The organism is Thauera carbonicopians (assembly GCF_025699485.1).
In the GTDB taxonomy this organism is placed as follows: domain Bacteria; phylum Pseudomonadota; class Gammaproteobacteria; order Burkholderiales; family Rhodocyclaceae; genus Thauera.
The window spans coordinates 148,624-175,403 of record NZ_JANUXN010000007.1 but is presented as its reverse complement, the minus strand read 5'-3'; the positions used below and the strand labels follow the sequence as shown (position 1 = coordinate 175,403).

The following is a 26,780-nucleotide window of genomic DNA, read 5'->3' as shown; positions in this document are numbered from 1 at the left end:
GTCTGCGTAGGCGACAGTGTCTCAAACAGCTCTGCCATCAGGAAGGCAGGCTGGTGAAATAATCAGTGTTTCCTTAACCTTTGTTTCGTTTGCTGAGGCAAGGAGATGGCGAAACCGATATTAGATGACGATCTATGGACACTGATCGAACAGTTGCCGCCACCGCCGAAACCGCGTCAGGAACCGTATCCGGGTCGCAAGCCTCTGGACGATCGCAAGCTGCTGACGGGCATCCGCTTCGTGTTTCAGTCGGGTTTCCCGTAGGAAATCCTGCCCAAGAAAATGGGCTGCGGCTCGGACATGAGTTGCTGACGATGACTGCGAGCATGGCAGGAAGCAGGGGTATGGGATCGCCTGCACGAAGTGCTGCTTGCCCAGCTTCGTGCAACCGGGCTGCATCGATTGGCCTCGTACCATCGTCGATTCTTCGTCCATCCGAGCAGTGGGATCTGGTCACAAACAGAGCCGAATCCCACTGATCGCGCTCGCCCAGACTCCCAGTATCTTCTCATCATCGAAGCACAACGTATCTCGCTTGCGATGATCCCCACCGGAGCCAACCGCAACGACATCACAAAGTTGCTCCCTTGGTCGAAGCCACCCCGCAGATTCGCGGCCCGCTGGGTCGTAGAGCGAACCCTGGGATAGCTGCACAACTTTCGGCGATTGAGCGTCCGCTTTGAGCGGCTCGCAATCATTCATGAAGCCTTTCTCGAGGTCGCCTGCTGCATCATTTTCGGCAGAAACTTGCGCAAGGCGTAAAAGTCATTTCGTTATAGTTTCTTAGACTCATATAATTTCTGCAGCCAAAGGGGATTTCGATCTTCAGCCCCGAACCAACCTCAATATCAATGAAATCCTTCTACACGTTGCACATCGAATTCTCCTCGATTCGCAATGCGCGCTCTCGCCCTGCCTTTGTTCAGAGATAGCACCTGTGCCGTCGTTTACCTGGCGATCACGGAGTTAAAAAAATATCTGTTATGAGATCCAGTTCATAGCATTTACATGATCATCACTATAGAATTTGAGACAATTTCCGGAAATTTGATCATAAATAATACGCCATCGGAGATTCATGCATGATTGCTTATTGTCAGAACTTCAGCCCAGCACGAGAGACTCGCGGTTCTAGATATATCAGAAACGGTGACATCGCTGAACTTTTAAGAATGTGCACATCAATTAGATGAGTTTTTTCTTTAAATTTCTCGGCATCGACAGCCAATCATCCATGCCATTGGATCCTGCCCCTACCCAATGATTAGCGCTAATTAGGAGGAGCACTATGCCCGCTACCAAAGCCATCGACAACGATTCCGCCCATCAACAGGCATCAACAATCCGCTGGAAGGGAGTAGTGCGTCATCTGCACATCACGCCACGAACTTTTCTTCCAATGGAAGCCTTCGATGAACTCACTCTGATCACAGGAAGAGGCATCCAAGGCGATCATTATATGATCGATCAGGAAAGTGGCTTCTACTCACACAAACCCGAAGAAGGCCGCCAAATCACCTTGTTCGAGATCGAGACTTTGGAAGCCTTAGCTCGTGATGCAAAGATCCAGCTTCTGCCGGAGGAGCACCGGCGTAACGTCACCGTTCAAGGGGTCTCGCTCAACCATTTGGTTGGCCGCCAATTGGGTAGGCGAAGCTTTACTCGAAGCCACGCGACTATCTACGCCATGCCGTCACCTCGAGGAGATTCTAGGAAAACCGGTTTTCGATTCGCTGATCAATCGGGCTGAGTTGAATTGCCGGATTCTGAAGGGCGGCGTAATTCGCCTGGGTGATGTTGTACGCGGAGCATGACATGGCACAAGCAATCAAACATCTCCAACTCGTTGTCGAACAGATCGATGAACCACTGCCTGGCGTCAAACGGCTGACCCTGGTGGATCAGGATCACTGGCGACTGCCGGCATTCAGACCTGGAGCGCACATCGATTTACATCTCAAAAAAGGGCTGGTTCGCACCTATTCGCTGTGTAACAACCCAGCCGACTGCCGACGCTACGTCGTGGCAGTCAAGCGAGAAGCGACAGGCCGCGGGGGCTCAATCTATATTCATGATCAACTGTGCAAAGGCCAAGTGATCAGAGTTTCCGTTCCACGTAGCGGCTTGGATTTTTCGACAGAAGCGATGAATATCTTCATTGCAGGCGGAATCGGTATAACACCATTCGTTTCAGCGATACGCACCCCGGAGCTTGAAGGCAAATCGAATTATGTACTGCACTGGGCGAGCATGGGCAAGCCTAGCCTTATCGATATGCTTGAGCCAGCCGGAGCGAGTCAAGGTAGTTGTCGCCTGATTCATGCAACCAACCGCGTTTTGTCTTCAGCATGCGTCGCGGCCTCGATGACGCTCTGGCGCTCGGGATTGAGCGTGACGACGCTGATCGGCGACCAATTGCGCGTACGACCCGCCCAACGTGCCGGATGGCGTTCGCGCGCCTGGAGATACGTCTGAGACGCGCGCTCAGCAGCACCGCGTCCTCGCCAGCGTGGCGCTGCGCGGGGGTGACATAGCGGATACCGCTGTGGCGGTGTTCGAAGTTGTACCAGCGCACAAATGCGTGGCCCCAATCCCGAGCTTCATCAAGGCTACCGAAGCCACGCCCCGGGAATTCGGGGCGGCACTTCGCCGTTTTGAACAGCGATTCGACGAAGGCGTTGTCGTCCGAGACACGCGGGCGCGAGTACGAGGGTTTGACCCCCAACCAGTGCAGCATGGCCAGTACCGTCGTGGCTTTGAGCGTGCTGCCGTTGTCGCCGTGCAGGACCGGTTTGGTCGGCATGGCATGAATGTTTTCCGCCAATGCTGTTCGCTTGAGCAGATGCACAGCGTGATCGGCATCGTCCTCGTCATGAATCTCCCAACCGACGATCTTGCGGCTGTACAGGTCCAGGATCAGGTAGAGGTAGAGGTAGAACCAGCGCCCCTGGACCTGCGCGGACAGATAGGTCATATCCCAGCACCACACCTGACCGGGCGCTGTAGCCACATGCGTGCCGGGCGCGCGCGCGGGCTGAGGAGCACGGCTGCGGCCGCGGTGGCGGTTCTGGCCATGAACTCGCAACACGCGCTGAAAACTCGATTCGCTCGCGATATATACGCCTTCGTCAGCCAGCGCCGGAACGATTCTGGACGGCGGCAAAGCAGCGAAACGCGGTTCGTTCGCGACCGCCAGAATCCGGCTACGCTCCTCGTCAGTGAGCGCATGCGACGGCGCGGCACGCTCGATCAGCGGGCGTCGGTCACCGATCTGCAAACCGCAGTCAGCCTTCCAGCGCTGCAGCGTTCGCACCGTGCCCGCCACCTCGCAGGCCGGCCCCCAGCGCGCACCGGCCGCATGGGCGGTCTCGATATCACGGACCCGGGTTTGGCGATCTTCCAGGCCGATCATGCATCCTCGTCGTCCTTGTCCTTCGGAAAGATCGCCTCGAGCTTTTTTGACAGCACCAGCAGGGCCGCCGCTTCAGCCAGCGCCTTTTCCTTGCGCCGTAGATCGCGCTCGAGTTCCTTGATGCGCCGCCGATCAGCCTTCTTCTCACGGTGGCTGACCCGAGCCGTGTCCTCGGGGTCGGCGAGCGCCTGCGTAGCCACCATACGCCACTGCTCCAGCTCTTGCGGATATACGCCGTTCTCACGGCACCAGGCGCCCTTGCTGGCCTCGTCCATCGCCGAGCACCGCTTCGAATCGGGCCGGCGCTGTCCAGACCCGCTCGCGAGCGGGTCTGGACAGCGCATCTGCGCGCCATCGCTCCAGCGTAGCGACAGAAATGCTCAGCGCTCGGGAAACCCCTTCCACCGATGCGCTCTCCGGCGGCAACAACCTCGCCACCGCCTTGTCCTTGAATGCTTGTCCGTACCTGGCCACTTCGTTCTTCCGTTATCGCCCCACTGATTCAGATTCTATCGAGGCGACAACTATTCTGACCCCGGGGGCATCGGGTACGCTACACCATTCTCATCGGAGATAAAGTAGTTCGTGCCAGGCTGATGGTGATTTCTTCGAATGGGGTTGCTCTCGCTAAAAGGACCGGCTGAGTAAATTACATCGAGCAAACCGGTTGGATCGATTGCGTTGATCGGGCTGTATGCCCACGTAGACATACAGGTTCAGATCATCCGCGGTGCCGATCGGATCGGTCTGCAGGAAGCGTCCAATCGCCGACGAGTAGAACCGCGCCTTGTAGTAATACAGGTTCAGCCCGCCCAGAAATTGCTGTCCCGTGTGGCGGAAGCGCACCCCGGTGGTCGTATTCGGCTCGCCGTACGGTCCGTAGCTGTAGGTCGCCGTACTCGTGCCCGCGCTGTTGGCCGTGCCGATGACGCTGCCCAGGTGATCGGCATACAGCCACGTCTTGTTCGTCGTCATCGCGCCCTCGTACCACACGTCCACCCCGGGGCCATGCACGTAGCGCCGCAGCAGCGTACCCGCGCTGTCGTACTCGGCCACCAGATCCACATCGTCGTACATCAGGTCGGTGATCGTGCCCGCCAACGTCGTGCGGCGCAGCCGACCTTCCGCATCGTAGGCCAGCGTCGCAGCGTAGCCGCTCTTGTTGGCCGTCTTCAGCTTGTTGTCCGCGTCGTAAGTGTAGGTCCACACCCCGTCGCCGGCCAGGTTGCCCTTGTTGTCGTAGGTCAGCGTCGAGCCCGCGGCCGCGGTGTATTGGTTCAGCCCGTTGCTGGTGTAGTTCTTCGTGCCGTTGGCGTAGCCCATCCATTGATACAGGTCGTTCGTCCAGCTCAGGCCCGCGAACTCCTGCACCTGGTTGCGGGTGTAGCTGTAACTGACGTCCTGCGCACTATCGACGTATCTCGCCTACGCACGCTAGCTCAGCAGGCTATTGCTGAAGGTCACCGCATTCACAAGTTGTACGGACCCTCATAGGCAAGAACTCAAAGCAATGAAGCGCGAGAGAGGGCACCCCGCTCTCGCGGCAATTCAGAATCATCAATAAGGTGCCCATTAGTCATTCCAATCTGGAAAATATATCTGAATTCAGACCACCTAAGTTTCCGTCCATCCCCCGATCAAGAGAGAGAATCACATCCAGATCTTCTGAATAATCTGGATTCAATCGAACAAAATATCTGTCAGCCAGCCAGGGAAGACGCCAAACTTTTGGGGCAGTTCCTAGAACAACCATAACTGTTCCCGCTGGAACCATTTTTTGGTATGCCACATCGGATTTATGCGCATACTCAACGGAATGCAGATACCCAGTAGCTGTATTTTTACTAATTTTCTTATTTCTAGGATCCTTATATACAACCATTAAGTAAACATTTTTTTTTATTTCATATTTACCCCCTATATCTGGCTTTTGATCGGCATGAGCAAACTGACAGCCACCCATGCCGATAAGAAGCATTATCGTAAAAAGGAAGATAATTTTCACTCCTCCTTTAAACTTTAACCAAATCATTTAAGTGGAATACTCACGGTAGATTGTTGCGGCAATCCTGGTTGATCAAGAATGCCTACTGTTCTCAAAATCTCCGTCCCCACAGCAATTGCATACATTGGGGGCATTGACGGAATATTGATAAGCCAATCTGGCAACCCGAAAGATCGAGCTTCGTCGACAAATCTATCATGTAGATCACCAAATGAATAACCTGCTGGCACGAAACGCTCAATGAAATCGCTGATCACCCCTCCTGGCGGAACAATAGTCTCCTCCCGACCAACAACGCCAGGCGCTTGCCAAGGCTGTCTATACCAGTATTCCCCAGTCGGGTCAATCCAGTTGACTGGATTATTCTTCACATAGGTATACAGGTTCAGATCATCCGCCGTGCCGATCGGATCGGTCTGCAGGAAGCGTCCGATCGCCGGCGAGTAGAACCGCGCCTTGTAGTAGTACAGGTTCAGCCCGCCCAGGTACTGCTGCCCCGTGTAGCGGAAACGCGCCCCGGTGGTCGTATTCGGTTCGCCGTACGGTCCGTAGCTGTAGATCGCCGTGTTCGCGCCCGCGCCATTGGCCGCCGCCACGATGCTGCCCAGGTGATCGGCATACAGCCACGTCTTACTACCCGTACCTGCGCCTTCGTACACCACCAGCGGCTCATCGACCCCCGGACCATGCACGTAGCGGCGCTGCAACGTACCCGCGCTGTCGTACTCGGCCACCAGATCCACACCGTCGTACATCAGGTCGGTGATCGTGCCCGCCAACGTCGTGCGGCGCAGCCGACCTTCCGCATCGTAGGCCAGCGTCGCAGCGTAGCCGCTCTTGTTGGCCGTCTTCAGCTTGTTGTCCGCGTCGTAAGTGTAGGTCCACACCCCGTCGCCGGCCAGGTTGCCCTTGTTGTCGTAGGTCAGCGTCGAGCCCGCGGCCGCGGTGTATTGGTTCAGCCCGTTGCTGGTGTAGTTCTTCGTGCCGTTGGCGTAGCCCATCCATTGATACAGGTCGTTCGTCCAGCTCAGGCCCACGAACTCCTGCACCTGGTTGCGGGTGTAGCTGTAACTGACATCCTGCGCCGTGCCGGTCAGGTTGTGCGCCAGGCTCGACATCGAACCCTGCGCGCCGTAACCGTAGCTCGTCGTGGTGCCGTTGCCCAGTGTCACCGTGGTGCGACGCGACAGGTCGTCATAGGCGTAGCTGGCCAGGTTGGTGCTGCCCAGCTCCTTGATTGCCGTCGGACGGTTCAGCGCATCGAAAGTCGCGGTGACGTAGAAGCTGGTGTCCGGCCACATGGTGCGCGTACGGTTGCCCGCAGGGTCGTACTGGTAGGCCAGGGTCTTGCCACCGGCGGTGGTATTGGTCAGGCGGCCGGCCGCATCCCACACGTAATCCACGGTGTGGCTGTTGTTGGCGAACTTCGCCTGCGTGCGATGGCCCAGCAGGTCGTAGCTGAAGACGAGGTTGTCCACCACGTTCGGATAGCTGCGGCTGATCACCCGGTACAGGTCATCGTAGCCGAACACGATGTTCTGGCCGCTGCGCTTGCGGTGCTTGGTGAGGTTGCCCACCGCATCGTAGCTGAAGTGCTCGTAGTCGCTGTTCGACGAGGTGTTCGGCGTCGTCGGGTGCGGGTAGCGCAGCTTGACCATGCGCTCGTGACCGTCGTACTCGTAGGTCGTGCGGTTGTTCTTCGCATCGGTCAGCGTGCGCAGCAGGCCGTTCTCGCTGTAGGTGTAGGCCGCATAGGTCTGGGCCAGTGCCGAACCCACTGCACGCTTGACGTTCTTCACACTGCCGTCGGCGTTGTACACCGTCTCGGTCACCCGGTTGCCACCCTGGGCCGAAGTCAGGTTCTCGGTGATCTTGACCAGGCGATCGAGGTCATCATAGGCGTAGTCGGTCACTGCCACCGGCGAAGCCGCCGTCGGGCACGTGGTCGCCGCTGCGGTGAGCGCCAGACCCCAGGCCTTGAGCAGCTTGCCGGTCGTGGTGTAGCTGTTGCAGCTCACCAGCCACTGGCTGCCCAGTTGTGCCGCACTGCGGATCACCCTTCCGTCGTTGTCGAAGGCGTACTGTGTTTTCTTGCCCAGTGCGTCGGTCGTCTGCGTGACACGGCGCTGCCCATCGTAGGCATACGTGGTGGTGTCGGTGACGTCCGTGCGCGGCCCGTTGACTTGCGTCTGGTTGCCCACTGCATCATAGGTGAAGCTGGTCGTAAGGTTGAGCTTGCCCGTACCCGAGTCGACCACCACCGTCTGCGGAACGTACTTGTTGGCCGCATTGTAGGCGGTCGTCGTCACCACCGTGCTGCTGCCCGTGATTTTGCTCGTCTGCGAGGTCTGCAGGTAGAAGCTGGGGTAGCCGCTGGCGGTGTAGGCGGTGTAGCCGTAGATGGTCTGCGGCTGCACACCAGCCGCATCGGCCGGCGCCGTGACCGCGAGCGGGTTGCCCTGCGCGGTGTAGGTGTAGGTCGTGACCTTGCCCAGCGCATCGGTCGCAGTGGCAACCTTGTTGAAGGCGCTTTCGTAGGTGAAGCTGCTGGTCAGCGTCGCCAAGGTCGAACCAGTCTTGGGCAACTGCTTGACCTGACTGACGTTGTGCGTGCAGCGCTTCTCGGCCGCAGCGCAAGTCGCGTCGTCATAGGTGTACTCGAGCGCGTTGCCAGCCTGAAACTCTTTACGTGTCAGCCGGCCCTGACCGTCATAGGTGTTGGTGGTGACGCGGCCAAGCGGATCGATCGACTTCAACACCCGGCCAAAGGCATCGACATAAGACACCTTGCTGACCGAACCCGGCCCGACTTCTTCCGAGCGCGAGCCCGCGAAGTAGTAAGTATAGAGCTTGCCGGCAGCGTTGGTCTGGATCTGCACCCGGCCCAGCGTGTCATAGACATTGGTGGCAAACGCGACCGACGGATTGCTCGGATAGAAGAACTTCGTCACCCTCCCCGGCAGATCGTACTGGAACGTGGTGACCTTGGCGGTGGCATCGGTGGAACTGACGAGGTTACCGCTACTGTCGTAGCCGTAGCCGATACTACGGGTGCCGTCGCTGACCCCACTGATGCGCCCACCGGTGTAGGTGAAGCTCAACACCCGGCCCAGGCTGTTGGCGACCTGGGTGAGGTTGGCGCCGCTGTAGGTGAACTTGGCTTGCACACCGCTCGGGTGCGTATAGGTCGCCAGCTTGCCCGCACTGTTGAAGGCGAGCTTGGCGCGGTTGACCGTTTCGTACTGGTAGGTGCCGTCGCCCTGCTTCGTCAGCCGCGCAGAGTTGCCGGGCGGCGGGTTGTAGTTGCCGTCCGGCAGCTTGACAAACACTTCGCTGTTCAGACCCTGGGCCACCACCACGGTGTTATCGATCAACTGGTCGCCGAACCAGCGCTGGCCCACCGTGGCGATGACCATCTTGTCGAGCGGCTTGGCCGCATCGCTGAGCAGGTCGAGCGACACCAACTTCTCGACCAGCGTCGGCACCGCATCGAGTGCGGAGTCCTCGCCCATACCCTGGAAGCCGTCCGAACCCATGCGTACCGTAGCCGCCAAGCTGTGCGTCCAGCCCTTTCCCAGCGGGCCGTCCTGCGTGCGCGCCCCCGAGCTGTAGAGCTTCTGGACACCCAGGCTCAACGGGAAGTCGCCCACCCCGGTCTGGATGTCTTGATGAGCGTAGACGAAGTGGCCCTTCGTCATGTCGATAGGATCGCCGAAGTAGGATCCCGTCATCTGGGTCGCAAGATTCTGCGACAGCGACAGCGACAGCGTGTTACTGACGAACTGGTTCTGGGCCTGGAGGTTCGTCGAGAATCCGCCCGCGAACCCGCCGCTGATGATGGAGCCGATGCCCATGTCGGTGCTATTGATGGTGAAGTATCCTACCCCCGACCAACTGTTCTCAGTGAGGTTGCAGCGGGCCGGCAGGATCAGCCGGCCGCCCTTACTGATCTCGGCCTGAAAGGTGGCCAGCGACGAGGAGCACGACACCAGATTCGGCTGCACCGCAGTAGCGTAGTTCGCCGAGGTGGCGTTGTAGATGCGCTCGTTGCCGGCCACTGCCATGTCGATGAGCTTGACCGTCGACACTGCGCTGACACCAGCAGTCTGCTGTACAGCGGTCGATTCGAGAATGCTCGAATGCATCGCCGAGCTGTAGAAGACTGCTCGCTCCTTTGCAACATCTGCTGACTGGCTGATATTGCTGACCACGTTGCCGGGCAAATCGACATACGGCGCGGTTCTGTAGCCGGCGATGCCGATCTGGTGATGGAAAAGCGTGTTGGTATTGGCAAGCCGGTCGGTGATGTAGTCCGAGTGGTTGCGCTGCGCGATCCAGGTAGCAGACAGGACCGCCAGTGACGAACCGAGTACGGCTTCGGACACATCGGCACCGCCGGCGGCCTTGGCGGTGTCGAGTTGACCGCGGTAACGCTCGACAAGGCCGCGTCCGGCTGGACCCCAGCCGTTACCGATCAGATAGGTGCCGCCAGCCACGATCTGTTGAGTGATGACAGGTAGGCTGGTCGTGCAAAGCTCCGACGTGCAGTCCTGATTGACAAACGTCGATGCATAAGCGCCGTGCTTGACGTGAAAGGTAACGGTGCCAACGGTGCTCGGCGTGACTGCGGTGCCGGTGGCTTGCACCACGCCGTCGAGCATCAGCACCGGCTGGTTCGAGCCGTTGTAGGTGATCGTGAGCCGCTTGCCGTAGATCACATCCGACGTGTAGGTCTTGTCGATGCCCTGGTAGCGCACGCGCAGCGTCGGGCTGTAGTTGGCGGGGATGTTCACCCACTCGGTCAGCGCGACCGACGTGTCCTGATACGGCAGCGTGGTCTGGCGCAGCGCGCCACCGGTGTGCGGCGCCACCGTCTTCCCACCGATCACATCATCGAGCGTGCCCGCAGGCAGGTTGGTGCGCAGGTAGGTTGCCAGTGTGTTCGAGTAGCTGGCGAGGTTGTTGCGAATGTTGGTGCGGTTAATGCCCTGCACGTAGTTGGCATTGACCGTGGCGCCACTCTTGGCCGACGTCAGGTAGCTACTGGCATTGTAACCGCTGACCGTGGCGACGTTGATGCCGGTCTTGTGGACGTGGGACTTGAAGCTGGGGTCGAAGAAGTAGTTGGTGCCGCCGATGTTGACCTTCACCCAGACGTGATCAACCTTCATGCTGTGCAGTGCGGCGGTCGAACCCGGGCAACTGCCTGCCGCGGTGGCGGTGACCGAGGCCACCGGAATCTGAGCGTTGCCGAACAGGTTCAGCACCGCGCACACGTTGCTGGTGCTGACACCCAGCCAATCCTGCACCTGTGCCGCGGTCAGGTTGATGCGGCCCCTGACGTGGCTGGCGGTGAAACCCGCCTCCTTCAGCAGTTGCACCATCAGCGTGGCCTGGTCGAAGGCCGTGCCCTGGTTGTCCAGCAAGGCGCCGATCGCCCCTTTCTGGATACCCCAGGTCGGGTAGTAGGCAATGTTGTTGCGGACGTATTCGTAGATCAGGCCGGGGTCGTTCTTGAGCGCACGGGCAAGTTCCGCGATCGAGGCCGGGCCGGTCGGCGCGGTGTCGCCCGCGACCCGCATCGCCGACATTACCGGCGCGCCTTCGAACGCGGCGCCCTGGTTCAGCTCCGCGGGCAACTCGCGCGCCTGGATCGCCTGCTCCGATTCTTCCGGCGTGACCGGGGCCAGAATGGCCCGGTTGACGCCGGGGCTGTGCTCGATGCGCTCGCGTTGCGCGCCGCCCTTGGCCGTGCGGGCCGTTACTGCTTGTAGCTGGGGCAGTTCCACCACTGCCGGCATACCCTGGCCAAACTGGATGTTGCCCTCGGCCAGCGCCACACCCGAGAACAGGCCGGCGACCACTACTGCCAGCACGCTCGCGCACAGCGAACCTGTGTTGCGTTCAGACATGAGAACTCTCCCGAACAAAGACGAAATACTCAGACGAAAACGAAAATGCAGCGCAGCGCGCCAATTTAATGCCAAAATCATATATCCTGGCATGCCAACGAGGTACACAACGCCCCACGACCCGCCGCGCGGGCCACTGCGAAACTCAAGGAAAGAACAACAGAAGAGCGGGCGGTCACTACCACCCGGGGGAATCAGGGCACACCGGTGGTGACCTGGCTGACGCGGTTGCCCGCCGCATCGTAGGTATAGGTGATGACCACGCCGTTGCTGTAGGTGACCGTCTTGACGCGGCCCAGTTGGTCGTAGGTGTAACTGACCGAACCAGCCAGCACAGGCATCGACAGGCCCAGCAAGATCGTCAATGCCAGGGTGCTCATACTTGCTCTCAACATCGGCTTCAGGGTCCGATTCTCACTCATCACCACTCTCCCCTCATTGAAATGGTTTACAGCCCTTAGCGATCATCAACAGTTTCGACTACACTCTGCTGACATATACTTTTTGCATTATTCATGCTGACTGAAATTGTTCGAAACAAACATTCCATTGTCAACTTTAAATACTAAATAAATATACCGATCAAATGATATTCCGAAATGCATGGCGCAGCAGAAGCCGCGCTACCCTCCCCCTGCCTTCCGGACTGAGCGATGCGATCCGGCATGCATGGCACTGGTGGCGCGATGAAATGCACGGACTCGTTGTGCCGGTCACGCAGCGTTTCGCGGGCACCGACACAACCATCACCCTCGTCACGGATGTACATGGCACACCGCAGCTGCACGAGCAGCACCAAGCGCCGGCCGGAGCATCCGGCGACTGGCAGGCCGCATGCAGGGACAGGCCCGTCGTCATCCTGCTGCACCCGGGGCAGGTGATGTGGCTGCCACTGACACTGCCCCGAGCCGCGCGCAGCAGCCTCAGGGATGCCGTCCGCTACCGTCTTGCAGCAGAAGCACCGATCGACCCTGCAGCGCTGTATTTCGACATTGGCGAGGTATCGGTCGGGAGCAATCGAAACGAGATCGGGGTGGAAGTCGCCCTGTGCACTCGAGAACAGGCCGCGAAGCTGGAGGTAGCTGCCGAACGGGCTGGCACGACGGGATGCGTGGTCGGTTTCTCGCCGGACGGTCAGCCATCCCCGGCGTTCACCTTTTCAGTGTCGCGAGGTGCGCAGCATGCGCTCTCGACGACACGCCTGAACCGGTGGCTGCTCGCGTCCGCTTGCGGCATCGCGCTTGTAATCGGGCCAGCGCTCCATGCAAGCGCATCGTGGCTCACCTCGCGCACCCAGACCGTCATCGACGAAAGCAGGAGAGCCCAGGGCAGCGTCATTCGCCAGGCCGAGGAACAGGCGCAGTTGCGTGCTGTACGGGATGCAGTATCAGGCGTGCGCGCCTTGCCGGGCCTGTTACCCGTACTCGAGGATATTGCCACCCATCTGCCCAAACAAGCCTGGGTCGGCCAGCTTCATTACGAACAGGGCGGCATCTGGATAATCGGCCATGCTGCCGATCCGACGACGGCCGCCCGCGCACTGGAGCAGGCCGACAGCTTGCGTACCGTCCGGCTGGAATCGGTGTCGCGGCTGGATACTGGCACAGGCATGGCGGACGTACCGCAGTTCGTGATACAGGCAGCGCCCGCCCGGACAGGTGCCCAATGACACATCTTCCGCTGGCTGTACGGCGGGCACTTGCCATCGTGCTGGGCTGCGTCCCGCTGATCATGGTGTGGTCATTGGTGATCCGCCCCCTTCACACCCTGACCACTGCTGCCATCGAGCGCCTGGATGACTCCCGTTTCGAACTGCAGCGCCTGCAGCTACTTGCAGCCGGAAACGATGTACTGACACCCGATGAATTCGCACGGCAATCACACGAAGTTGCCGCGTGGGTTTTTCGGTCGCGCACGGACAGTCCGGCAGTCCTCAGTGCCGTGGATGAGCTGGTCCGAGGCGCCGGCGTCGAGCTGAATGAACTCAGGGCCGCAGAGCCGCACGAGCAAGGCCCGCTGACCCGATTCTCAGTGGATCTGAAGGTGACTGCACCGGAAACCGAGCTGGTTCACCTGCTTACAGCCTTTGCCCATCACCGTCCGCTATTGACCGTCGATCGCGCGGTGATCCTGTCCTCTGTTTCAGGGCCGGATTCGTCACTACCGCCACTCTCCGTCGAGTTGCGTGTTTCGGGCTTCGGCGCGGAAGTGCTGCCGCCTTCACCCGCGGAAGAACTCGATGTCCAGTAAGCAGACCGTCGTGCTCATCGTCTGCAACATCTGCGCGCTGGTCGCCTTCGTGTTGCTGCATTGGGTCACCCTCGGCACGCCCCATCTGCCAACCCCGGCTACCCAGAATGCGGCGACGGATGCCGTCGAAGACTCTGACCACTGGCCTGAGGCGGTACCGGACATGTTGGTGCAGGCACCGCTGTTTTCGCCTTCCCGCAGCCGCCCGAAGGTCTCGGTCTCGGCCGATGCCCTAGCCAGCCCTCCCCCACAGCCGCCGCGCCTCGCCGGCATCGTCGGCGCGGGCGGACAGGCTCGCCTGGCACTGCTGGAAAGCGAGGCAGCCGATCGCAAGCTGGTGCCACGCGGCGGGGTCTTCGGCGAGTGGCGCGTGATCTCGATTGCGCCGAACGCCGTGCGGCTCCGCCAGGAAACGAACTCCAGCGCCGGGGCCTCGCCTCCAGCAGACATCACCATCCAACTCCGGCCGCCCATCGCCGGTTCGGGGCTTCCACCCAATGAATAAGCTCATCCCGTCCATCATCGGCATCACGCTGCTGGCAGGACTCAACGCCTGCTCGACCACAGCTGCCCCCGAACCTGTCCACATTTCGCCGTGGAAGCGGATTCCGGCTGCTGCCATGAAGACGAGTGACGATGCGGCGCAGCCCGCTGCAAACGAACCGGCATCGCCCCGGGGGCTCGTCACGGAATATTTCGAATCCGGCCGCGGCGAACCGGCTCCCGCCCGGGCAGGCAGCACTGTGCGCGCCGGCAGCAGCGGCGAGCGCTTCGAGCTCAACTTCAACGAAGCCGACATTCGCGGTGTGATCGATGCCGTACTCGGCGACATGCTCAAGCTCGATTACGTCGTGTCTCCCGAAGTTCAGGGTCGCATCACGCTGCGGACCAGCCGCCCCGCCTCCCAGGCATCGCTGCTGTCAGCCCTGGAAGCCGCCCTGGGAACGGTCTCCGCCGTGCTGCTGAAGGACGGCAACAGCGTCAGCGTGGTGCCGTGGAGCGAGGCGCCGCAACGCGTGCACCCGGCCCAGCGTCTGGCAGCATCCATGCCGCCCGTTCCGGGCTACGCGGTGGAGATCATTCCGCTGCGCTACGTCAATGCGAAGGACATGCAGGCTGTGCTGGACACCTTCGTACCGAAAGGCACGGTACTGCAGGCCGATACCCAGCACGGCCATCTCGTGATCGCCGGCAGCAGCCAGGATCGCGGCGCCGTGTTGCGCACCATCGAGAATTTCGACGTCGATTGGTTGAAGGGCATGACCTTCGCCATGTACAAGCTTGCCCAGAGCCGGCCCGAGACCATCGTTGACGAGTTGCAGAAGATCTTCCAGGGCAAGCTGGACCTCTTCACGACGCGCGTGCGGCTCGTGCCGCTCGAGCGCATGCAGGCCGTTCTTGGCGTGGCACGTAACAGGTCCGATCTCGATTTGCTGAGAGAATGGATCGGGCGACTCGACATCTCGAAGACGGGGAGCCAAAGGATCTTCGTCTACAACGTGCAGAACGGCAGTGCAAAGGACCTGGTCACGTCCCTGCGGCAGGTACTGACCGGCGAAATGGCGGCCGGGTCCGCCACAAACGTCGCCAGCACGGAAGGTGAGCGCTTCCCGCCCCCGACCGTGCCCGCCGATCTACAGGCGAATGGCACCACCAGTGCCCAGTCGAACATCGGCCGGCTCGTTGCGTTGGAAGAAAACAATTCGCTGATGTACTACGGCACCGAAGACGAATACCGTGTCATCCAGGAAGCACTGTCCCAGATCGACGTACTGCCCAGGCAGGTGATGATCGAGGCCTTTCTCGCCGAAGTCACGTTGAACAACAACCTGCGCTATGGCGTGCAATGGTTCTTCGACTCGAGCGAGAACTCGGTGACCTTGAGCGCCACCGAATCCGGCGCCGTGGCCTCGCAGTTCCCGGGCTTTTCCTACGTCTATACCGGCAGGGCGAACGCTCGCATCGTGCTGAACGCGCTGCAGTCGAAGACCGAGGTCAAGATTCTCTCCGCGCCGAAGATTTCCGTCCTGAACAACCAGAAAGCGAGCCTGCAGGTCGGCGACCAGGTGCCGATCGTCACCCAGACCTCGCAGGGCACGGATGTTTCAGGGGCACCGATCATCAGCACGATCCAGATGCGAGACACGGGCGTCATCCTGGAGGTGACGCCGCGCGTCAATGACAATGGAAACGTGATCCTGGATGTCATGCAGGAGGTGAGCGAAGTGGCGCAGACGACATCGTCCGGCATCGACTCGCCCACCATCCAGCGGCGGAGAATCCACAGCGTCATCGCCACCCGGGACGGCTTCACCGTGGCGCTGGGCGGCCTGATCCGCGAAAGCGGCGGGATGGGCAACAGCGGCGTGCCGCTGCTGAAGGACATCCCGGTCGTCGGTAACTTCTTCCGGAACAACACGTCCGACACCCGTCGTACAGAACTCGTCGTCCTTCTGGTGCCGCATGTGATGCGCAATCAGATGGAAACCCAGTCAGTCGTCGATGCACTGGTCGATGGACTCGAAGCCGCTTCCAGGCTGGCCGAACATGCACTTCCCCTCGCCCCGTCGCGCCCGCAGTGAGGGCTTCATCCTGCTGCATGCGCTGTGGCTGCTGCTTGTCGCCACCACGCTCGCTGTTGGCGCAATGACTGCCGTCTTCCATTCTGCAGAGGAGCTTTCCATCTCGGAACAGCGACTCCGGACCCGGCTCGTGCATGAGTCGGCCGTCGAGGTGGTCATCCATGATCTCCTGATCAATGGAGACAGAAGCGCCTGGATAGGTGCCGGCATCATCTTCCGAAGCATGCAGATCGATCAGCAGATCCTCAATGTGTCGGTTCAGCAGGTGAATGGACTCATCAACCCCGTGACGTCCGACCCAGCGATATTCGGCCGACTGCTGGCAGGACTCGCCATACCGCAGGGACAGCAGAAACCGGGCTTCGCGGCTCCCCACCCCTCAGGCGTCTTTCGTCCCGCGACCTACGCGGATCTGCAGGCAATGCTCGGCCTCGACGACGGTTCATTCGCCTGCCTGTACCCCTACGTCACGCTCTACTCCGGCCGGACGGAGCCCGACCTGCGGTATGCGCCGAACCGTCTTGCCAAACTTGCCGGGTTAAGGCCCAGCGCATCGTCCGAAGCACGGTCCGTCATGAGCGAGGACGGCGTGCCTGGCTCCACGTTCAGGGTGAACGTGTTTGCCGAGAGCGCCCCCGACGATACGAGCGGCTTTTCCGTCGAAGTGACGATCACCGGCCAGATCGAACCCAGCCATCTCGTGAGAAGCCGGCAGCGCATCATTGGGGCCTCCAACAAGCTCTGCCCATTCTGAGCGAAGCTCCTTCACGCAATCCCAGACCAGTCCGAGCCAGGAACATCGCCCCGGGTTTCACGGAAGAGACTCCAAGATGGGGCCCGGCCTTGCGCTGATGCTCGAGCCGGCGGCTTTCAAAAGCGAAAGGCCAGTCCGAAGACTGGCCTTTCGTTTGATGATTCATTGGTCGGGGCGGCGGGATTCGAACTCGCGACCCCTTGCACCCCATGCAAGTGCGCTACCAGGCTGCGCTACGCCCCGACACAAGCCGCCATTATAGCAGCGGCTTCAGAATTTGCCAGTTTTTTGATTCTGGCAGCCTCAGGCGCGCAGCTCCGCGAGCAAGGCCTGCACATCGGCGCGAACCTCGGCCACCAGCGCACGATACTGGTCCGCCTCGATCCTGCTTTCCTGCTCCTGGATCGCGCTTTCGCCCAGGCGATTGCGCGCGCCGGAAATGGTGAAGCCTTCCTGGTAAAGCAGCTCGCGGATGCGCCGGACCAGCAGCACTTCGTGGTGCTGGTAGTAGCGCCGGTTGCCGCGGCGCTTGACCGGCTTGAGCTGGGTGAATTCCTGCTCCCAGTAGCGCAGCACGTGCGGCTTGACGCCGCACAGTTCGCTCACTTCGCCGATGGTGAAATAACGCTTGGCCGGAATCGGCGGCAGCGGTTCCGCGCCAATTTCAGGGTTGCTTGCTTGCATCGCTGAGCTGCTCCACGGCTGCCTTGAGTTTCTGGCTGGCATGGAAAGTGACCACCCGCCGCGCGGTGATCGGAATTTCTTCGCCAGTCTTGGGATTGCGCCCGGGGCGCTGCGGCTTGTCGCGCAACTGGAAGTTGCCGAAGCCCGACAGCTTGACGCTGTCGCCGCGCTCCAGCGCCATCCGGATTTCCTCGAAGAAGCCCTCCACCATGTCCTTGGCTTCGCGCTTGTTGAGACCGACCTGCTCGAACAGCAGCTCGGCCAGTTCCGCTTTGGTCAACGTCGTCATGTCAGCCTCCTGCACCACGCAGGCGGGCACCGAGCACGGTTTCGGCCTGCTTCACCAAACCTGCCATGACGGCATCCACTTCAGCGTCTTCGAGCGTGCGCTGAGTATCTTGCATCGACACCCTGAAGGCAAGGCTCTTCCGCTCGGACTCGATACCCTTACCCTGATAGACGTCGAACAGGGTGATTTCCCGCACCACCGCCGGTGCCGCCTGGCGCAGCGTGTCGATGACGCGCTCGGCAGTGACGTCGGTGCCCACGACCAGCGCCAGGTCGCGCACCACCGCCGGCATGCGCGAGATCTCGCTGTAGGCCGGCATGCGCGCGCCCAGCACGGCATCGAGCTCGAGTTCGAACACCACCGGCGCGCTGCCGAGATCGTAACGCTGTACCCACACCGGATGCAGTTCGCCGATGATGCCGATCACGCGGCCGTCCAGCGACACGCTGGCAGCGCGGCCGGGGTGCAGGGCCGGGTGGGACAGGCGCACGAAGTTGAGGTTACGCGGCGCAAGCAGGGCTTCGACGTCGGCCTTGACGTCGTAGAAATCGACCGCCCGGCTGCGCTCGCCCCACTGTTCAGGCAGCACCGAGCCCGCGGCAAGACCGGCGATGCGCATCGGCTGGTGGAAGCCGGTCACCGGCTCGCCGTCGGCCTTGCGCTCGAACACGCGCGCGACTTCGAACACGCGCACGCGCTCGGTCTGGCGCTTGCGGTTGGTGGCCATGGTATCGACCAGGCCCGCGATCAGGCTGGAACGCATCACGCTGAGCTGGCTGGCGATCGGGTTGGCGAGACGGATCGGGTCTTCGTTGGCGCAGAAATCGCGCTCCCAGGCTTCCTCGACGAAAGCGAAGTTGACCACTTCCTGGTAGCCGCGCGCAGCCAGCAGATGGCGCGCGGCCCATACCGGGCGGGCGTGCTCGGTGCTCGGCAGCATCATCAGGCCGCCTTGCGGCGCCACTGCGGGAATGTTGTCGTAACCGTGCAGGCGGGCGAGCTCCTCGACCAGGTCGACTTCGATCTCGATGTCGAAGCGCCACGACGGCGGCGTGACGACGAAGTCCTCGCCGTCGCGCCGGACGTCCAGATGCACGCGTTCGAGCAGCGACTGGATCGCGGCATCGTCGAGATCGATGCCGAGCACGCGGCGCGCACGCGCGGTACGCAGGCGTACCGGCTGGCGTGCCGGCAGCTTGTCGGCAGCGAGTGCTTCCTCGACCGGGCCGGCTTCGCCGCCGCAGATGTCGAGGATGAGCCGGGTGGCACGCTCCAGCGCGCGGCGCGGCAGTTCGAAATCGACGCCGCGCTCGAAGCGGTGCGAGGCGTCCGAGCCGAAACCGTGGGTGCGCGCGCGGCCGGCGATCGCATCCGGCGCGAAGAAGGCGCTTTCGAGGAAGACTTCGCTGGTTTCGAGCGTGATGCCGCTGTCTTCGCCGCCCATGATGCCGGCCAGGGCCAGCGCGCGGGCTTCATCGGCGATCAGCAGCGTGTCGGCGGCCGGCGTCACCGTCTGCTCGTTGAGCAGCAGCACCTGTTCGCCTTCGCGCGGGTAGCGCACGTGGATCGCGCCCTGCAGCTTGGTGTTGTCGAAAGCGTGCAAGGGCTGGCCGAGTTCCAGCATGACGTAGTTGGTGACGTCCACCAGCGCGCTGATCGAGCGGATGCCGCTGCGCGCCAGGCGCGTGACCATCCAGTCCGGCGTCGGCGCCTTGGCATCGACGCCACTCAGGATGCGGCCGCAGTAGCGCGGGCAGGCCTCGGGCGCGTCGAGCACGATGGCACGGCGGGCGTCGTGGCTGGGGACGACCGGCGCGATTTCCGTCTTGCGCAGCGCGCTGCCGGTGATCGCCGCGACTTCGCGCGCCACGCCTTCGAGGCTGAGGCAGTCGGCACGGTTCGGCGTCAGCTTGATCGTGAACAAGGTGTCGTCGAGGCCGAGGTAGTCGCGGATGTCGCGGCCGACCGGCGCAGCCTCGGGCAGCGCGTACAGGCCGCCGTGGTCTTCCGACAGGCCCAGCTCGCGTGCCGAGCACAGCATGCCGAAGGATTCGACGCCGCGCAGCTTGGCCGCCTTGATGGCGAAGTCGCCCGGCAGCACGGCACCGACCCTGGCGCACGGCACTTTCATGCCGGCGGCGGCGTTCGGCGCACCGCAGACGATCTGCAGCAGTTCGCCGGTGCCGGTATCGACCTTGCACAGCTTGAGCTTGTCGGCGTTCGGATGCTTTTCCGCCTCGACGATCCGGGCCACGACCACGCCCGAGAAGGCGGGCGCGGCCGGCTCGGCCTCTTCCACTTCGAGGCCGGCCATCGTCAGCAGGTGGCCGAGTGCGTCACTGTCGAGTTGCGGATCGACGAAGGTCCGCAGCCACTGTTCGGAGAATTGCATGATTCGATTACCCGGAAGAATTCGATGAGGCAGGCGCCGCCGATGGGCGTGCTGCCGGCACTGGTCAGCGGAACTGGCTCAGGAAGCGCAGATCGCCTTCGAAGAACAGGCGCAGGTCGTTGACGCCGTAGCGCAGCATCGTCAGGCGATCCGGTCCCATGCCGAAGGCGAAGCCGGTGTAGCGCTCGGGGTCGATGCCGCCGAAGCGCAGCACGTTCGGGTGGACCATGCCGCAGCCGGCGATCTCGAGCCAGCGGCCTTCGAGCGCGCCGCTCATGAAGGCGACGTCGATCTCGGCGCTGGGTTCGGTGAAGGGGAAGAAGGACGGCCGGAAGCGGACCTGCAGGTCGTCGGTCTCGAAGAACTTGCGCAGGAAGTCGGCGATCACGCCCTTGAGGTCGGCGAAGCTGACGTTCTCGCCCACCCACAGGCCTTCCGCCTGGTGGAACATCGGCGAGTGGGTCGCATCGGAGTCGACACGGAACACCCGGCCCGGCGCGATCACGCGCAGCTCGGGCATGGTGTCGTGGTCCTTGTAGCGCTCGACGTGGGCCTGCATGGCGCGGATCTGCACCGGACTGGTGTGGGTGCGCAGCAGCACCTCGTCCTGGCCTTCGAGATAGAAGGTGTCGTGCATCGAACGCGCGGGGTGGTTCTCCGGCGTGTTCAGCGCGGTGAAGTTGTGCCAGTCGGTCTCGATTTCCGGGCCGTCGGCGACGATGAAGCCGATCGAGCCGAACAGCTGCTCGATGCGTTCGAGCGTGCGGCTCACCGGGTGCAGGCCGCCCGGCGCCGCGCCGCGGCCGGGCAGCGTCACGTCCAGCGCTTCGGCAGCCAGCTGGGCCAACAGCGCGGCTTCGCGCAAGGCGTTGCGGCGCGCTTCGAGTGCGGCCTCGATCGCGGTCTTGGCGGCATTGATGGCCGCGCCTGCCTCACGCCGCGCATCGGGGTCCAGCTTGCCGAGCGACTTCAGCCGTTCGGTCAGCGAACCGCTCTTGCCGAGATAGCGTGCCTTGGCTTGTTCGAGTTGGGCGCTGTCGGCCGCCGCGGCGAAATCGGCGGCTGCCTGTTGAACCAGTTGATCCAGGTGTTCCATATCCGTGCCCTGCCGGGTTGCGATGTACTGCAAGTGCTGTAGGTGGCCGTGCAAGCCAGATTCAGAAGAAAAAAAAGGAGGCCAGGCCTCCTTTTTTCGGGCTGCGTCGAATTACGCAGCGAGTTTGGCCCGGGCCTGTTCGGCGATCGCCGCAAAAGCGGGCTTGTCGAACACGGCCAGGTCGGCCAGCACCTTGCGGTCCACTTCGATCGCAGCCTTCTTCAGACCGTTCATGAAGGTGCTGTAGGTCAGGCCCAACTCACGCGCGGCGGCGTTGATACGGGCGATCCACAGGGTACGGAACTGGCGCTTGCGCTGACGGCGGTCGCGGTAGGCGTACTGGCCGGCCTTCATCACCGCCTGCTTGGCGATGCGATAGACGTTCTTGCGACGGCCGCGATAACCCTTGGCCTGGGAAAGGACTTTCTTGTGACGAGCGCGGGCGGTTACACCACGTTTAACGCGAGGCATTGCGGTCTCCTATCAAGCGTACGGAAGCATGGCGCGAATCAGCTTTTCATCGGCAGCATGAACTTCGGTCATGCCGCGCAGCTGACGCTTCGCCTTGGTCGTTTTCTTGGTCAGGATGTGGCGCTTGAACGCCTGGGACCGCTTGATCCCACCACTCGAGCGGACCTTGAAGCGCTTCTTGGCGCCGCTCTTCGTCTTCATCTTGGGCATTGCTGAGACTCCATGTTTTTGGATGACACCAGGTAGCGCCGATGAGCCCCGACGCATTTCCATACCCGGCACCACTTGTTTTCCGGCGGCGGCCTTCGCTGCCCGCCGGTCTTGCCCCTTGCGGGGCAAATTCTTAGAAGCTTAGTGCTTCTCTCAGTGTTTCTTTTTGGGCGCGATGACCATGATCATCTGGCGCCCTTCCATCTTCGGCATCTGCTCGACCTGACCCAGATCCTCCAGGTCGGCCTTGACGCGTTCGAGCTGACGCAGACCGAACTCCTGGTGAGCCATCTCGCGGCCGCGGAAGCGCAAGGTCACCTTGCACTTGTCGCCTTCTTCCAGGAAGCGCTTCAGGTTGCGAAGCTTGATCTGGTAATCGTTCTCGTCGGTGCCGGGGCGGAGCTTGACCTCCTTGACCTGCACCTGCTTCTGCTTGAGTCGGGCTTCGTGGGCCTTCTTCTGTTCCTGATACTTGAACTTGCCGAAATCCATCAGCTTGCAGACCGGCGGTGCGGCCATCGGTGCGATTTCGACCAGATCCAGCCCGGCCTCTTCGGCCATGTTCAGGGCTGCGTTCAGGGACACGATTCCGAGCTGTTCACCTTCTTCACCAACCAGCCGGACCTCGGGCGCGTTGATCTCCCTATTAACGCGCTGCTTCTTCTCTTGAGCGATGGTTCAACTCTCCACGAAAACCAAAAATCAGACCGTGCCGGCCTTCGCTTCAACTTCGCGAAGCCAGCGTTCGATCAGCGAATCGAGGGACATTTGGCCAAGATCCTGGCCACCCCGGGCACGCACGGCCACCAGGCCAGCCGCCTTTTCCTTGTCGCCGATGACGATCTGATAGGGCAGCTTCTGCACGCTATGTTCTCGGATTTTATAGTTAATCTTTTCGTTGCGCAAATCGGCGTCGACGCGGAAGCCCGCTTTCCTGAGCTTTGCCGCGACTTCGGCGGCATAGTCCGCCTGCCCTTCCGAGATGTTCATCACCACCGCCTGCACCGGCGCCAGCCACAAGGGCATCGCGCCGGCGTGGTTCTCGATCAGGATACCGATGAAGCGCTCCAGCGAACCGAGCACCGCGCGGTGCAGCATCACCGGCACCTTTTTGGTGTTGTCCTCGTCGACGTACTCCGCGCCGAGGCGCACCGGCAGGTTGAAGTCGAGCTGCAGCGTGCCGCACTGCCATACCCGGCCCAGGCTGTCCTTCAGCGAGAACTCGATCTTCGGTCCGTAGAAGGCGCCCTCGCCCAGCTGCAGCTCGTACTTCAGGCCCTGCGCGTCGAGCGCCGCCGCCAGCGCGGCTTCGGCGGCATCCCACTGCTCGTCGGTGCCGACGCGCCTGTCCGGCCGCGTCGACAGCTTGACCAGCACGTCGTTGAAGCCGAAATCGGCATAGACCTTCTGCAGCAGGCGGATGAACTCGGCCGACTCGGCCTGGACCTGGCTCTCGGCGCAGAAGATGTGTGCATCGTCCTGCACGAAGTTGCGCACGCGCATGATGCCGTGCAACGAACCGGACGGCTCGTTGCGGTGGCAGGAGCCGAACTCGGCCATGCGCAGCGGCAGGTCGCGGTAGCTCTTCAGGCCCTGGTTGAAGATCTGGATGTGGCACGGACAGTTCATCGGCTTGACCGCATAGTCGTGCTTCTCGGACTGCGTGGTGAACATCAGGTCGGCGTACATGCCCCAGTGGCCGGACTTCTCCCACAGCGAGCGATCGACGATCTGCGGCGTCTTCACTTCCTGGTAGCCGTGCTCGCCGAGCGTGCGGCGCATGTACTGCTCGATCTGCTGCCACAGCGTCCAGCCCTTGGCGTGCCAGAACACCATGCCCGGCGCCTCGTCCTGCAGGTGGAAGAGGTCGAGCTGGCGGCCGAGCTTGCGATGGTCGCGCTTTTCCGCCTCCTCGATCATGTGCAGGTAGGCGTCGAGGTCGTCCTTCTTGGTCCATGCCGTGCCGTAGATGCGCTGCAGCATCTCGTTCTTCGAATCGCCGCGCCAGTAGGCGCCGGCCAGCTTCATCAGCTTGAAGACCTTGAGCTTGCCGGTCGAAGGCACGTGCGGGCCGCGGCACAGGTCGATGAAGTCGCCCTGGCGGTACAGCGAGACGTCCTCGTTTGCCGGGATGGAGGCGATGATCTCGGCCTTGTAGTGCTCGCCGATGCTCTTGAAGAACTCCACCGCCTTGTCGCGCGGCCACACTTCGCGCTCGACCGGGATGCTTCGTTTGGCGATCTCGGCCATGCGGACTTCGATCGCGGCGAGGTCTTCCGGCGTGAAGGGGCGCTTGTACGAGAAGTCGTAGTAGAAGCCGTTGTCGATCACCGGCCCGATCGTCACCTGGGCATCGGGAAACAGCTCCTTCACCGCGTGCGCCAGCAGGTGGGCGGACGAGTGGCGGATGATGTCCAGGCCATCCTCGTTCTTGTCGGTGATGATCGCCAGCTCGGCGTCGGTATCGAGGCGGTGCGACAGATCCACCAGCCGTCCGCCGACGCGCCCGGCCAGCGCGGCCTTGGCGAGCCCGGCACCGATGGACGCCGCGACCTCGGCAACGGTCACCGGATGGTCGAAGCTGCGGACGGAACCATCGGGAAGCGTGATGTTGGGCATGGCAGTGGTCTCTGGCAGTGTCTGCCCGGCGAAATCGCGGGGCGGGATGGCAACGGAACGAGAATTGTGGACGAAAAAAAAGCGCGGTCTAGGCGCGCTTTTTTCTCTAGCAGACTAACAAGCGGAGCCGACCTGTTCAGTTTCCGGCCTGAGTGGTAGTTCGGAACATGTCATCGACTCCAGAATCTTGGTAGGCGCGATTGGATTCGAACCAACGACCCCCACCATGTCAAGGTGGTGCTCTAACCAACTGAGCTACGCGCCTGCTGAAGACCCGCATTATAGGCACTCAAAAAAACTTGTCAAAGTTTTTTTGCAGCGCACACGAAAACTACTTCTTGAGCCGGCTGACCACGAACAGGATCACGATCGCGCCGACCACCGCGCCGATGAAGCCTGCGCCCTGGCCGGCCTGATAGATGCCGAGCGCCTGCCCGCCGTAGGTCGCCACCAGCGAGCCCGCGATGCCGAGCAAGGCGGTCATGATCAGGCCGAGGCCGTCCTTGCCGGGATGCAGCAGGCGGGCGACGAGGCCGACGATCAGGCCGATGAAGATGGTAGCGATGATGCCCATGTGACTCTCCTGTTATGGGGTGAATATGCCGGGCCGCGATCGGGCCGGGCCGCGTCAGGCCAAGCCGCGATCAGGGGCCGTATGCGCTCAGGCCTGCGGCCAAGCTTCGAGAAACTGCTTCCAGTGCGGCGCCTCGAGCCGTCCGAGCGATTCTCGCACGACTTCGACTTCGTCCGCCCAGGCCTTGGCATCGAGGTGTCCGCGCATGCGCTCGAAGCGCAGATAGACGAGGTAGGTATTGACCACGTCGGTCTCGCAATAGTCGCGGATCTCGGCGGCGCGCCCTTCCTGCCAGGCCTGCCACACCGCCGAGCCGTCCATGCCGAGCTTGCCCGGGTAGCCCATCAGCTTGGCCAGGTCGTCCAGCGGTGCACTGGCGCGCGGCTGGTACATCGCCAGCAGGTCCATCAGGTCGAGATGGCGGTTGTGGTAGCGGCCGATGTAGTTGTTCCACTTGAAGTCGCGCGAGTCATGGTAGTCGCCCTCGCCCTGGTCCCAGTAGCGCGGCGCCGTGACGCCGTGCAGCATGCCGCGGTAATGCAGCACCGGCAGGTCGAAGCCGCCACCGTTCCACGAAATGATCTGCGGCGTGTAGCGCTCGACGCCGTCGAAGAAGCGCTGGATGATCTCGCCTTCGCCCGCATCGGGCTCGGACAGCGAAAACACGCGGAAATGCTGGGCGTCGCGCAGCACGCACGAGATCGTCACCACCCGCTGCAGGTGGTGCGGCAGGAAATCGTTGCCGTGGCTGGCACGCCGCTGCTGGAAAGCCCATTCCGCCGCTTCGGTGTCGGACAGCTCGGGCGGCAGTTCGTACAGGTTCCGGATGCCGGCGACGTCCGGAATGGTTTCGATGTCGAAGACGAGAACGGGCATTACTTCTTCACCCAACTCCCGCCTCGTTGCACCCACCAGCCTGCCGGCGCGCGGTCGATCCAGCGCTGGGCAAAGGTGCTGCGCACGTCCGCCTCCCATTCCGGATGCTGGTTGGCGCGCGCGACTTCGCGGTACAGCGCGCTGCGATCGGCATTCTCCGCCGCGACCAGGGCGTTGACGCTGCCACGCTGCGCCAGCGGCACTGCCGACGCATCCCTCAGGGCGATGCTGCCATCGGCGGCAAGGCCGATCGCACCCGAGGCATACAGCGGCGCGAGCTGCCCATGACGCTTCTGCATGGACGATTTCAGCGCGGAGATCGCCGGCGTGTCGATTTCCAGATTTCCCTGAGCCTGCACGGCAAAAGCCATCATGCAGCCCAGCAGGCCCGCCATCAGCCAGCGCATCCACCCCGGGACCCCGTGACGTGCGTTCATTGCCCTGCCCCCTGCTCTGCCGGTGCCGCCTGCGGCGGCTGGTTTTCATGTGTCTGCCAGACCTCGTCGATGATGCGGTCGGCGGCCTTTTCCGCGGCGGCGGCCGGGAAATAGATGTTGATCGTCACGCAGGCCGAGGCGGCGAGCGCCAGGCTGCCCGCAAGCAGCAAGGATCGGATTCGAAAGAATGGCATTCAGTTCTCCTGCAGGATCCGGC

23 protein-coding genes, 2 tRNA genes and 2 pseudogenes are annotated in these 26,780 nt (G+C 61.9%); 7 read left to right on the top strand and 20 right to left on the bottom strand.

Going from position 1 to position 26,780, the window contains the following annotated elements; all coding sequences use genetic code 11:
• The first annotated feature begins 105 nt into the window (after nucleotides 1-105).
• Nucleotides 106-762 (top strand): annotated as a pseudogene (locus NX068_RS11680) (transposase).
• A gap of 526 nt (nucleotides 763-1,288) precedes the next feature.
• Nucleotides 1,289-1,750 (top strand): hypothetical protein, encoded by a 462-nt coding sequence (locus NX068_RS11675; RefSeq protein ID WP_263461434.1) that lies wholly within the window; start codon nucleotides 1,289-1,291, stop codon nucleotides 1,748-1,750.
• Here the strand turns inward: NX068_RS11675 and NX068_RS11670 are convergent.
• From NX068_RS11670 to NX068_RS11645, 6 genes and pseudogenes are all read right to left on the bottom strand, one after another.
• Nucleotides 1,738-1,911 carry a hypothetical protein gene (locus NX068_RS11670; protein WP_263461433.1) on the bottom strand — a complete coding sequence of 58 codons (174 nt, stop codon included), beginning with the start codon at nucleotides 1,909-1,911 and terminating at the stop codon, nucleotides 1,738-1,740. The two genes, NX068_RS11675 and NX068_RS11670, sit on opposite strands and share 13 nt — an antisense overlap.
• Before the next feature lie 407 nt (nucleotides 1,912-2,318).
• Nucleotides 2,319-3,886 (bottom strand): annotated as a pseudogene (locus NX068_RS11665) (IS3 family transposase).
• A gap of 153 nt (nucleotides 3,887-4,039) precedes the next feature.
• Nucleotides 4,040-4,783, bottom strand: coding sequence for an RHS repeat-associated core domain-containing protein (locus tag NX068_RS21230; RefSeq protein WP_263461432.1), 744 nt, complete (start codon nucleotides 4,781-4,783; stop codon nucleotides 4,040-4,042).
• A 205-nt stretch (nucleotides 4,784-4,988) separates the two neighbouring features.
• A complete protein-coding gene (locus tag NX068_RS11655) occupies nucleotides 4,989-5,417 on the bottom strand; it encodes a hypothetical protein (RefSeq protein WP_263461431.1) in 429 nt (142 codons plus the stop codon).
• Nucleotides 5,418-5,440: 23 nt separating this feature from the next.
• The gene (locus NX068_RS11650; RefSeq protein ID WP_263461430.1) at nucleotides 5,441-11,329 is read right to left on the bottom strand and encodes an RHS repeat-associated core domain-containing protein; all 5,889 of its coding nucleotides are present in this window, start codon (nucleotides 11,327-11,329) and stop codon (nucleotides 5,441-5,443) included.
• A 194-nt stretch (nucleotides 11,330-11,523) separates the two neighbouring features.
• Complete coding sequence (locus NX068_RS11645) at nucleotides 11,524-11,709, bottom strand: RHS repeat domain-containing protein (protein ID WP_263461429.1); 186 nt, start codon at nucleotides 11,707-11,709, stop codon at nucleotides 11,524-11,526.
• Nucleotides 11,710-12,020: 311 nt separating this feature from the next.
• Between NX068_RS11645 and NX068_RS11640 the strand changes: the two genes are divergently transcribed.
• The 5 genes from NX068_RS11640 to NX068_RS11620 all read left to right on the top strand — a co-directional run bounded on the left by NX068_RS11640 (nucleotide 12,021) and on the right by NX068_RS11620 (nucleotide 16,915).
• Nucleotides 12,021-12,998: a PilN domain-containing protein gene (locus NX068_RS11640; protein ID WP_263461428.1), complete on the top strand. Its 978-nt coding sequence runs from the start codon at nucleotides 12,021-12,023 to the stop codon at nucleotides 12,996-12,998.
• Nucleotides 12,995-13,579, top strand: a complete 585-nt coding sequence (gene gspM / locus NX068_RS11635) for a type II secretion system protein GspM (RefSeq protein WP_263461427.1) — start codon at nucleotides 12,995-12,997, stop codon at nucleotides 13,577-13,579. The genes NX068_RS11640 and gspM overlap by 4 nt, the downstream gene beginning before the upstream one ends.
• Entirely contained in the window at nucleotides 13,569-14,084 is a 516-nt protein-coding gene (locus tag NX068_RS11630; protein WP_263461426.1) for a hypothetical protein, read from the top strand. Before gspM ends, NX068_RS11630 begins: the two co-directional genes overlap by 11 nt.
• A gap of 238 nt (nucleotides 14,085-14,322) precedes the next feature.
• A complete protein-coding gene (gspD, locus tag NX068_RS11625) occupies nucleotides 14,323-16,161 on the top strand; it encodes a type II secretion system secretin GspD (protein ID WP_263461425.1) in 1,839 nt (612 codons plus the stop codon).
• Nucleotides 16,127-16,915: a hypothetical protein gene (locus NX068_RS11620; RefSeq protein ID WP_263461424.1), complete on the top strand. Its 789-nt coding sequence runs from the start codon at nucleotides 16,127-16,129 to the stop codon at nucleotides 16,913-16,915. The genes gspD and NX068_RS11620 overlap by 35 nt, the downstream gene beginning before the upstream one ends.
• Before the next feature lie 166 nt (nucleotides 16,916-17,081).
• Here the strand turns inward: NX068_RS11620 and NX068_RS11615 are convergent.
• The 14 genes from NX068_RS11615 to NX068_RS11550 form a co-directional block, all read right to left on the bottom strand.
• A tRNA-Pro gene (locus tag NX068_RS11615) sits at nucleotides 17,082-17,158 on the bottom strand.
• Nucleotides 17,159-17,218: 60 nt separating this feature from the next.
• Nucleotides 17,219-17,599 carry a MerR family transcriptional regulator gene (locus tag NX068_RS11610; protein ID WP_263461423.1) on the bottom strand — a complete coding sequence of 127 codons (381 nt, stop codon included), beginning with the start codon at nucleotides 17,597-17,599 and terminating at the stop codon, nucleotides 17,219-17,221.
• The gene (locus tag NX068_RS11605) at nucleotides 17,580-17,888 is read right to left on the bottom strand and encodes an integration host factor subunit alpha (protein WP_068637068.1); all 309 of its coding nucleotides are present in this window, start codon (nucleotides 17,886-17,888) and stop codon (nucleotides 17,580-17,582) included. Before NX068_RS11605 ends, NX068_RS11610 begins: the two co-directional genes overlap by 20 nt.
• Nucleotide 17,889: 1 nt before the next feature.
• Complete coding sequence (pheT, locus tag NX068_RS11600; protein WP_263461422.1) at nucleotides 17,890-20,280, bottom strand: phenylalanine--tRNA ligase subunit beta; 2,391 nt, start codon at nucleotides 20,278-20,280, stop codon at nucleotides 17,890-17,892.
• Nucleotides 20,281-20,344: 64 nt separating this feature from the next.
• Entirely contained in the window at nucleotides 20,345-21,376 is a 1,032-nt protein-coding gene (locus NX068_RS11595) for a phenylalanine--tRNA ligase subunit alpha (protein ID WP_263461421.1), read from the bottom strand.
• 111 nt (nucleotides 21,377-21,487) lie between these two features.
• Nucleotides 21,488-21,847 (bottom strand): 50S ribosomal protein L20, encoded by a 360-nt coding sequence (gene rplT, locus NX068_RS11590; RefSeq protein WP_004333413.1) that lies wholly within the window; start codon nucleotides 21,845-21,847, stop codon nucleotides 21,488-21,490.
• Nucleotides 21,848-21,859: 12 nt separating this feature from the next.
• Nucleotides 21,860-22,057, bottom strand: a complete 198-nt coding sequence (gene rpmI, locus NX068_RS11585) for a 50S ribosomal protein L35 (protein ID WP_002923845.1) — start codon at nucleotides 22,055-22,057, stop codon at nucleotides 21,860-21,862.
• A 153-nt stretch (nucleotides 22,058-22,210) separates the two neighbouring features.
• Nucleotides 22,211-22,732 (bottom strand): translation initiation factor IF-3, encoded by a 522-nt coding sequence (gene infC / locus NX068_RS11580; protein WP_083953600.1) that lies wholly within the window; start codon nucleotides 22,730-22,732, stop codon nucleotides 22,211-22,213.
• A 27-nt stretch (nucleotides 22,733-22,759) separates the two neighbouring features.
• Entirely contained in the window at nucleotides 22,760-24,676 is a 1,917-nt protein-coding gene (thrS, locus tag NX068_RS11575) for a threonine--tRNA ligase (protein WP_263461420.1), read from the bottom strand.
• 188 nt (nucleotides 24,677-24,864) lie between these two features.
• A tRNA-Val gene (locus tag NX068_RS11570) sits at nucleotides 24,865-24,941 on the bottom strand.
• A gap of 66 nt (nucleotides 24,942-25,007) precedes the next feature.
• Nucleotides 25,008-25,250: a GlsB/YeaQ/YmgE family stress response membrane protein gene (locus NX068_RS11565; protein WP_004333419.1), complete on the bottom strand. Its 243-nt coding sequence runs from the start codon at nucleotides 25,248-25,250 to the stop codon at nucleotides 25,008-25,010.
• Nucleotides 25,251-25,337: 87 nt separating this feature from the next.
• Entirely contained in the window at nucleotides 25,338-26,126 is a 789-nt protein-coding gene (locus NX068_RS11560; RefSeq protein ID WP_263461419.1) for a 3'-5' exonuclease, read from the bottom strand.
• Nucleotides 26,126-26,563, bottom strand: a complete 438-nt coding sequence (locus NX068_RS11555) for a YdbL family probable chaperone protein (RefSeq protein ID WP_263461418.1) — start codon at nucleotides 26,561-26,563, stop codon at nucleotides 26,126-26,128. The genes NX068_RS11560 and NX068_RS11555 overlap by 1 nt, the downstream gene beginning before the upstream one ends.
• Complete coding sequence (locus NX068_RS11550; RefSeq protein ID WP_263461417.1) at nucleotides 26,560-26,757, bottom strand: hypothetical protein; 198 nt, start codon at nucleotides 26,755-26,757, stop codon at nucleotides 26,560-26,562. The genes NX068_RS11555 and NX068_RS11550 overlap by 4 nt, the downstream gene beginning before the upstream one ends.
• Nucleotides 26,758-26,780 lie beyond the last annotated feature (23 nt).

Excerpts from the sequence above, each read along its gene's own strand:
- NX068_RS11675 (WP_263461434.1), top strand. The coding sequence starts at position 1,289 with ATGCCCGCTACCAAAGCCATCGACAACGATTCCGCCCATCAACAGGCA.
- NX068_RS11650 (WP_263461430.1), bottom strand. The coding sequence starts at position 11,329 with ATGTCTGAACGCAACACAGGTTCGCTGTGCGCGAGCGTGCTGGCAGTA.
- NX068_RS11645 (WP_263461429.1), bottom strand. The coding sequence starts at position 11,709 with ATGAGCACCCTGGCATTGACGATCTTGCTGGGCCTGTCGATGCCTGTG.
- NX068_RS11640 (WP_263461428.1), top strand. The coding sequence starts at position 12,021 with ATGCACGGACTCGTTGTGCCGGTCACGCAGCGTTTCGCGGGCACCGAC.
- gspM (WP_263461427.1), top strand. The coding sequence starts at position 12,995 with ATGACACATCTTCCGCTGGCTGTACGGCGGGCACTTGCCATCGTGCTG.
- NX068_RS11630 (WP_263461426.1), top strand. The coding sequence starts at position 13,569 with ATGTCCAGTAAGCAGACCGTCGTGCTCATCGTCTGCAACATCTGCGCG.
- NX068_RS11620 (WP_263461424.1), top strand. The coding sequence starts at position 16,127 with ATGCACTTCCCCTCGCCCCGTCGCGCCCGCAGTGAGGGCTTCATCCTG.
- NX068_RS11610 (WP_263461423.1), bottom strand. The coding sequence starts at position 17,599 with ATGCAAGCAAGCAACCCTGAAATTGGCGCGGAACCGCTGCCGCCGATT.
- NX068_RS11605 (WP_068637068.1), bottom strand. The coding sequence starts at position 17,888 with ATGACGACGTTGACCAAAGCGGAACTGGCCGAGCTGCTGTTCGAGCAG.
- pheT (WP_263461422.1), bottom strand. The coding sequence starts at position 20,280 with ATGCAATTCTCCGAACAGTGGCTGCGGACCTTCGTCGATCCGCAACTC.
- NX068_RS11595 (WP_263461421.1), bottom strand. The coding sequence starts at position 21,376 with ATGGAACACCTGGATCAACTGGTTCAACAGGCAGCCGCCGATTTCGCC.
- rplT (WP_004333413.1), bottom strand. The coding sequence starts at position 21,847 with ATGCCTCGCGTTAAACGTGGTGTAACCGCCCGCGCTCGTCACAAGAAA.
- rpmI (WP_002923845.1), bottom strand. The coding sequence starts at position 22,057 with ATGCCCAAGATGAAGACGAAGAGCGGCGCCAAGAAGCGCTTCAAGGTC.
- thrS (WP_263461420.1), bottom strand. The coding sequence starts at position 24,676 with ATGCCCAACATCACGCTTCCCGATGGTTCCGTCCGCAGCTTCGACCAT.
- NX068_RS11565 (WP_004333419.1), bottom strand. The coding sequence starts at position 25,250 with ATGGGCATCATCGCTACCATCTTCATCGGCCTGATCGTCGGCCTCGTC.
- NX068_RS11560 (WP_263461419.1), bottom strand. The coding sequence starts at position 26,126 with ATGCCCGTTCTCGTCTTCGACATCGAAACCATTCCGGACGTCGCCGGC.
- NX068_RS11555 (WP_263461418.1), bottom strand. The coding sequence starts at position 26,563 with ATGAACGCACGTCACGGGGTCCCGGGGTGGATGCGCTGGCTGATGGCG.
- NX068_RS11550 (WP_263461417.1), bottom strand. The coding sequence starts at position 26,757 with ATGCCATTCTTTCGAATCCGATCCTTGCTGCTTGCGGGCAGCCTGGCG.